The sequence below is a fragment of the Gordonia sp. CNJ-863 genome (assembly GCF_001942325.1).
Lineage (GTDB): Bacteria > Actinomycetota > Actinomycetes > Mycobacteriales > Mycobacteriaceae > Gordonia > Gordonia alkanivorans.
Window position 1 is genome coordinate 491,472 of sequence record NZ_MKKG01000011.1, and the last position, 7,562, is coordinate 499,033.

Annotated in this window: 5 protein-coding genes and 1 pseudogene; 5 read left to right on the plus strand and 1 reads right to left on the minus strand. The window is 69.6% G+C overall.

Annotation, left to right across the window (positions count from 1 at the left end):
- Positions 1 to 106: 106 nt before the first annotated feature.
- The 5 genes and pseudogenes from BJF87_RS08145 (at position 107) to BJF87_RS08165 (ending at position 6,061) form a co-directional block, all read left to right on the plus strand.
- Positions 107 to 1,210 carry a MadB family AAA-type ATPase gene (locus tag BJF87_RS08145; protein ID WP_006360533.1) on the plus strand — a complete coding sequence of 368 codons (1,104 nt, stop codon included), beginning with the start codon at positions 107 to 109 and terminating at the stop codon, positions 1,208 to 1,210.
- Positions 1,207 to 2,751, plus strand: coding sequence for a MadC family VWA domain-containing protein (locus BJF87_RS08150; protein WP_075862883.1), 1,545 nt, complete (start codon positions 1,207 to 1,209; stop codon positions 2,749 to 2,751). The genes BJF87_RS08145 and BJF87_RS08150 overlap by 4 nt, the downstream gene beginning before the upstream one ends.
- A gap of 70 nt (positions 2,752 to 2,821) precedes the next feature.
- The gene (locus tag BJF87_RS08155) at positions 2,822 to 3,997 is read left to right on the plus strand and encodes an iron-containing alcohol dehydrogenase (RefSeq protein ID WP_006360535.1); all 1,176 of its coding nucleotides are present in this window, start codon (positions 2,822 to 2,824) and stop codon (positions 3,995 to 3,997) included.
- Positions 3,997 to 5,378: pseudogene (locus BJF87_RS08160) on the plus strand (histidine kinase). Before BJF87_RS08155 ends, BJF87_RS08160 begins: the two are co-directional and overlap by 1 nt.
- Positions 5,375 to 6,061 (plus strand): MadR family response regulator transcription factor, encoded by a 687-nt coding sequence (locus BJF87_RS08165; RefSeq protein ID WP_006360537.1) that lies wholly within the window; start codon positions 5,375 to 5,377, stop codon positions 6,059 to 6,061. The pseudogene BJF87_RS08160 and the gene BJF87_RS08165 overlap by 4 nt, the downstream one beginning before the upstream one ends.
- A gap of 10 nt (positions 6,062 to 6,071) precedes the next feature.
- Here BJF87_RS08165 and mftM read toward each other — a convergent pair whose 3' ends face one another.
- Positions 6,072 to 6,929: a mycofactocin oligosaccharide methyltransferase MftM gene (mftM, locus tag BJF87_RS08170; protein WP_075862884.1), complete on the minus strand. Its 858-nt coding sequence runs from the start codon at positions 6,927 to 6,929 to the stop codon at positions 6,072 to 6,074.
- Positions 6,930 to 7,562 lie beyond the last annotated feature (633 nt).

The following is a 7,562-nucleotide window of genomic DNA, read 5'->3' on the forward strand; positions in this document are numbered from 1 at the left end:
ACCACGACGCCCGTGGCGGAGCCGTGCCCCGGGAAGGGAGATCCCTCCCGGGGCAAGAGGTTCCGTCCCACCCCATCGATCCGACGAAGGAAGGTCTGGCGACCCGATGACGCACACCTCCACCGGTCTGGCCCGTCTTGCAGATGCCGACGAGACCGCTCGCTTCGCCTCCGCAGAGGAACTGACCGCCGCCCTGGGCGAGCAGGGATACCTCATCGGAACCGAGCTGGCGGTCGTCGTGCACCTGGCGACACTGCTCGACCGTCCGCTGCTCCTCGAGGGGCCGGCCGGTGTCGGCAAGACCGAACTCGCCAAGGCGCTGGCCGCGGCCTCGGGGCGCGAGCTCATCCGTCTGCAGTGCTACGAGGGACTCGACGACTCGCGCGCCCTCTACGAGTGGGACTACGCCCGCCAGCTGCTCCACGTGCAGATGCTGCGCGATCGCATCAGCGCCGAGTTGGCCGCGGAGACAAGCCTTTCGGCGGCATCGGCAGCCCTGGCGCGGACGGAGGTCGGCGTGTACACCGAGGACTTCCTGGTGGCCCGGCCGCTGCTGGCCGCGATCACCTCGACCACCCCCACCGTGCTCCTCGTCGACGAGATCGATCGCACGGACGAGGCGATGGAGGCGGTCATGCTCGAGGTGCTCGCCGAACGCCAGGTGTCGGTCCCCGAACTCGGCACGTTCACCGCGCGGTCGTCGCCGTGGGTGATCCTGACCTCCAACGACACCCGGGAACTCTCCCCGGCCCTCAAGCGCAGGTGCCTGCACTTCCAGGTCGGCTATCCGGACCCGGAGACCGAGCGCGCCATCGTGGCGGTGCGCGCGCCCGACATCGAGGAGGAAGTCATCGGCGAGGTCGTGGACCTCGCCCGCCGACTCCGCGATCTGCCGCTGCGCAAGAGCCCCTCGATCGCCGAGGTCATCGACGCCGCGCGGGCGGCGTCGTACCTCAAGACCACCGGAAACCGCCCGCAGGTCGGTTCCGAACCCGCTCCGGCCGACGCCGCGTTGCTCTCGTTGCTGGTCAAGTTCGGCACCGACCTCGACCTCGCCCGTCGTGTGCTGTCACCGGCCGCCGCCGATACCGCCGCGGCGAGGACCGGGGAGGTCGGGGAGGCCCGGGGCACCACGCCGCAGGGCTCGGTCACGGCGCGGGCGTTCGGTGCGGGGCGGGCACGCAGCGCCGGGGTACACGCGGGCCGATGACCGTGCTCACGCCGCCGAAGGAGAACGTGCGCCGCGACGAGATCCTCGACCTGCTCGCGGTCCTGTTCGGGCAGGCGCTCCGCGGTGCCGGGGTCGCGGCGTCGCCCGCGGAGGTGATCGAGATCCGCCGGACGCTGGCCATCGTCGGGGCCGGCGACCTCGACGTGCTGCGCGCGTCCCTGCGCAGCGTCTCGGTCAAATACGGTTACGAGACAGAGGGTTTCGAGCACGCCTTCGATGTCTTCTTCCTCGACGCCGGGTCCGGGCCAGGTCGGGAGGCGGATCTGCCCCGGCCGCGTGGTGCCGCCGCGGACCTGCCCGACGACGTCGTCTGGGACGAGGAGTTCGAAGGGGCGGCCCGCCGCATCGGCGCCGACGAGCACACCGAGGAGATCGGTGATCTGATGGCCCCTGATCCCGGCGCCGGTGAGCGGCACGGGGAGAGTGCACATCGCGAGGAGAACGACTTCACCGTCTCGGCGGGCGCCGAGCAACTGGGCGTCGACCCGGACAGCGGTTCGGTGAGCGGGGGAGTGACGTACACCGTCGAGATCGACTCCGCCGATTCGGCGACCGTGGGTGAACTCGTCGGTGCCGCCGCCCGGGTGGAGTCCACCCCGCTGGGTCTGACCGGCGCCGCCGCGATCCTGGCCGCGCTCGACGCCTACGACCCGCGCAGCGCGTACGGCACCGACGGGAACGCCGATCTCGACGACGCGCGCCGCGTCGAACTCGAGCGGGCGCTGGCGGCGTTCGTCGATGCGTTCACCGCACGCCTCGAGGCGGCCGGGATCGTCGTGGGCGACGCACTCGGTCAGTCCGCACCGGTGCGCACCGAGCAGGCCGACATCGACCGCGCGTGCCACCGGCTCGTCCAGCGCATGCGCGGTGCACCGCGTCGGGTGATCCGTCCCGGTGACCGCGGGACCCTCGACATCCGCGCCACGATGCGCGCCGCGGTGGCGACCGACGGGGTGCCGGCCGAACTGTGGCGCCGGCGTCCGCGGCGCGGTCCGGTGCGCCTCCTGGTCCTGGTCGACGTCTCGCTGTCGGTCCGGCCGGTCACCGGTTTCACCCTGCGGCTCGCCCAGACCCTGCACGGTTTCGGCGACCGTTGCGAGGTCGTCGCCTTCGTCGATCGTCCCGTACGCGTCACCACGGCGCTCCGGGCGGCGTCCGCCGATGCCGCACTGGCCGCGGTGCTCGCCGCCGACGGCCTCGACCTGGCCGCGACGAGTGACTACGGACAGATGTTCGCCGGGTTGCTGGGCGAGTTCGGCGACCTCGTCACGCCGCGTACCTCGGTGCTCGTCGTCGGCGACGCGCGCAGCAACGGATTCGACGCGCGCACCGACCTCGTCGCCGAGATCGGTCGACGCGCGCACCGCCTTGCCTGGGTGACCCCGGAACCGTCGCGCTACTGGTCCCAGACGGGCTGCGCGATGGCCGACTACGCCGAACACTGCAGCGGCGTGGTCAGCGTGCGGGACGGCGCCGAGATGCTTGCGCGCTGTGATGAACTTGGTGCAGCGCTGAGGTGACGTGAGTAGCGTCGAATGTGCCGGTGGCGCACAACCACATCATCGGCCCGCGGTGATCGGAGGACAACGGATGCAGGGTGGCACGCGCCGACGCAGCGCCGGTCATGTCGCCAAGTTCCACGCCCCCGAGATCGTGCTCGGACCGGGCGCATTCGGCGAGGTACCGCTCGCGACGTCGGGCCTCGGGATGCGCCGTCCGCTGGTGGTGAGCGACCGCGGTCTGGAAGGCACCCCCTGGTACGCACGGCTGATGTCGGGGCTGGCCGACGCCGGACTTCACGCGACCGCCTTCGTCGACGTGTCGCCCAACCCGCGCGCCGGTGAGGTCACCGCCGCGTTCCTCGCGTACAACTCGCACGACGCGGACGGGCTCGTGGCGCTCGGCGGCGGATCGGTCATCGACGCCGCCAAAGGGGTCGCGGTGCTCGCCTCCAACGGCGGCCACATCCTGGAGTACGAGGGGATCGATCGCGCCCACCGGCCGTTGCCCCCGCTCGTCGCGGTCCCGACGACCGCGGGCAGCGGCGCCGACGTCTCGCAGTTCTGCATCATCAACGACGCGGAACGCCGCACCAAGGTCACCATCATCGGCCGGTCGCTGGTGCCCGACCTGTCGGTGAGCGATCCGGAACTGCTCACCACGGTGCCGGCCGAGGTCACCGCACAGGTCGGTATGGATGTGCTGACCCACTGTGTCGAGGCGTACGTCTCGCTCGCGCACGGGCACATGACCGATTCGCTTGCGCTGGAATCCATCCGCGGCGTCTGGACGCACCTCGAACGACTCGTCGACGATCCGCTCGACAAGGTCGCGGCCGAGGAGATGTCGCTGGCGTCGCTGCGGGCGGGGATGGCGTTCACCAACGCGATCCTCGGCGCGACCCATGCGATGAGCCACCCGGTCGGCGGGCACTGCGATGCGCCCCACGGAGCGATCAACGCGGTGCTGTTGCCGCACGTCATCCGGTACAACGCGGAGGTGTGCGCCGACGGCTTCGTCGACCTCGCCGAGGCGATCGGACTGCCCACGGACGGGAACGCACGCATGGTCGCCGATCGCCTGGCGGACGCCGTCGCGCGACTGGGGTCCCGGGTCGGGATGCCGGAGTCGTTGGAGCCGTTGGGGGTTCGGGCCGGAGATCTCGACCGTCTCACCACGCACGCTCTCGCGGACTCGTGCATGACCACGAACCCGCGCCGACCACAGGCGCCTGGGATCCGCGATCTGTATGCGGCGGCCCTGTGATGGCCGGCGCCGCGCGGCCCGACCCCGAGCGGGAACCCGCCCGATCCGACCTCGAAAGCCTCGTCGGCCTTCGCAGCGTCAAGGGCAGCCACTACGCCCAATACCGCGGGGTCGAGGCCCGGCTGAGTCGGGTGGTCGGTGCGCTGGAACGGATCTCGCGGGCGCTGGTGCGCACCGCCGAAGGACCCGAGGCGCTGGTGATCGCGGTGGTCGAGGCGGCGCGCGATCATCTGGCGCCGAGTGGGTGGTCTTCGGCCTCGCCGACGGTCGGCTCGAGCGATCCGCGCCACGCCACCTGATCAGCTCGGGCAGCGGCCGGCTCTACGCCTTCGAAGGATCGGCGACGGCCTCGCCGCCCGACGGTCTGCCCGACGAGGTGCTCAACCGGCTCAACGACATCCTGCGCGGCCACGAACCGCTGCTGCACGGTCCGATCCTGTCCGAGGACCACGTGCACGTGCCGGTCGAGCTCGACGGCAACGTCGTCGGCGGCCTGTCCGCGTGGGCGCCGTCCGGCCGGGTCGTCGACCCGACCGACGTCGTTGTCCTCCGGATTCTGGCCAGTCAGGCGATCGTCGCCCTGCTCAACGCCGAACTGTTCTCCGAGACACACCGCCACGCAGCGGAACTGGCCGAACGGAACGACGAGCTCGAACGCACGCAACGTGAACTGTCCGCCGCGATGCGCGCCACGGTCCTCAACGAGGAGCGGTCACGGATCGCCCGCGAGCTGCACGATTCGGTGACCCAGTCGGTGCTGTCCGCAGGCGTGCAGATCGAGCTGTGTCGCGACCTGGTCGACGGCGCCGCACTCGAGCGCTTGCAGATGGCCGGCCGGCTCACGAAAGAAGCGGTCGAGCAGCTGCGGACGTTCATCTACACGCTCAACAACGCCGCGAGCGTGCCGTCACCGAGCGTCCACGAGGTCCTCACCGAACTGTGCTCCATGCACATGCCGCCGGACCTCACCACCGCGGTCCGCATCCGGGGCCGCTCCCGCGAACTGTCCGACGACGTCCAGCATGCGTTGCTCCGGATCGCGGGGGAAGCGTTGTTCAACGCGGCGATCCACGCGCGCGCCACCGAGGTCACGGTGACGCTCACCTACGCGCCGGACCAGGTATCGCTGTCGGTCGACGACGACGGGGTCGGCGACCCCGACCACCTCCGGCGCGTCCTGCGGACCGCCTCGCTCGGCGACCTCGCCGCCGGACGTCATCGCGGTCTGGCGAACATGGCCTCGCGCGCGGCCGAGCTCGACGGGGAGATCCGGATTCGCCGGTCACGAGCGGGTGGCATCCGGCTGACCGCGATCCTGCCGACGGCTGCGGGGCCGGCAACAGCATCCGATCCCGGAAACACGACCAGGGAGTTCTCGTGAGCACCGACAAGACGACCGGGGATGCGACGAGCAGGGGAAAGCAGGTCAGGCCCATCCGGACCCTGCTCGTCGACGATCACGCCCTGCTCCGGGAAGGGATGCGCTCGCTCCTCGAGCGGGAGGACGTCGTCGAGGTGGTCGGGGAGGCCGGTTCGCACGACGCCGCGCTCGCCGAGGTGAACGCATGCCGCCCGGACGTCGTGGTCGTGGACCTCAAGCTGTCCGCGGGCACCGAGTACGAGGGGCTGCGCCTGATCAAGGACATCTCCCAGCGTCACCCGGAGGTCGCGGCACTCGTGCTCACGACGTTCCTCGACGACGACCTGGTCGTTCGCGCGGTCCGCGCCGGTGCCCGGGGGTACGTGGTCAAGGACGTCGACACCACCGAACTCGTGCGCGCGATCCAGGCGGTGTCCACCGGTGGCAGCGCATTTGATCCGCGCAGTGCCGCGGTGGTGTTGCGAACGGTGTCGGGGGAGGCGGAGACCACCGAGACGCTCAGCGACCGGGAGCGCGAGGTCTTGCGGTTGCTCGCGGATGGCATGTCCAACAAGCGGATCGGGGAGACGCTCTACATCTCCGAGTCGACCGTGAAGTTCCACATCCGCAACATCATCCGCAAGCTCGGTGTCAGCAAGCGCACCGATGCGGTCTACATCGCCAGCAAGCGCGGTCTCATCTGACCGGCGGCCCTCAGGGGGTGAGGATCAGCCAACCGCCGTGGTCGACGAACACGTGGGCCCCGGAGTGCGCGACGCTGCCGGCCCAGATGTGCAGGTCCGTCTCGGTCAGCCGGAGACGATGCCCGAAGTGTGGGCTGGGCTCCTCCTCGAAGGGGACCGCCACGATCACGCGTCGCCTCGCCACCCGCAGGGCCTCCGACAGCGCCGCCTCCACGCCGGGGGCGTCGAGATGCTCCAGAAGATGGATGAGCGAGACCGTGTCCACGGAGTCGTCGTCGTAGGGGAGAGCGGTCGCGTCGCCGACGGCCGAGTGGACCGGCAGTCCGAGTCGCCGCGATGCGCACGAGAGCAGAGAGACCGCGCCGGGCGAGATGTCGCAGGCCGACACGTCGAACCCGTCCATCGCGCAGGCCAGCGCGAAGAATCCGAAGCACGAACCGACCTCGAGCACCGACGAACCGGTGAGGAGTGAGTGTGCCCGCCGGTGTACCGGTGCGAACGCCGAAGTGCCGTAGCGGAGTTCACGGAGCGAGTTGTCGTAGAACGCCGACCACGCATCTGCGGAGGTTCCCGCCGTTGTCCGGATGATGCCCACCGCAGCGGATTCGAACTGCTCTTGTCCCGACAGGACACCGGGGTCGACCAGTGACACCAGCCCGTCGACGACAACAGAGTCGGAGATCGTCTCCTCGTCGAAGGGATGCGCGATCTGGAGGATGCCGGCCACCCGGCGCCACGACAGGAGGCCGCAGCGGGCGAAACCCCTGGGGACAAGCGCAGATCGAAGGACCTGCGGCCCGCGGTCGCGAACGTCAGATGAGTCGAGAAGCGCAGCCCGGACGGTCGTCGACTGATCGATGGTGGTCATGTATCGACCGTAGGAACATCCTGACCTGCGCATAACTGACCGAGCGGGGACGGGCGCCTGTCCGAAAGGATGGTTCTGCGGCGCACGTCACACCGGCAGGTTTGTCGAAAATGTACGCAGGGCAGACGGTTTCGGCGCTCCTCTGTGGACCGTGACCTGCGGCGATGTCCGACCCGGCAGGTCGCCACCTGGCGATTTGACCCAGGCGAGACGGTTGCGTAACTTTCTTCGAGTCAGCGCGCCACGGCGCCGCCCCGGGAGACCTGAGAGGGTCTCGAGACGGGGAGTGGAGACCGGGCCTCGCGCAGACCGCCCCCGAACGTCGACTGTGAGACTGATGTCTCGCAGACGATGTGCGGGGTTGCCAGATCCCTGTGAGTCGCAAATCCTCGGGTTTGCAGCACGGAGTTTGGTTCTGGTAGGCTGGAAGGGTTGCCCCGGAGACGGGGTGGCGGTGAAAGTCAGAACGAAGTCCGCTGGTGAAAGCCCTTGTGGGGGTGAGTATTTGGTGGGTGTGTGTTCTTTGAGAACTCGATAGTGTGATGATGAATTGTCTGATGCCATTTTGGCATCGTGCATTCTTTATGGATGTAGATGTTTGTTTTTTGTGTGGCGCTCGGCTTTGTCTGGGTG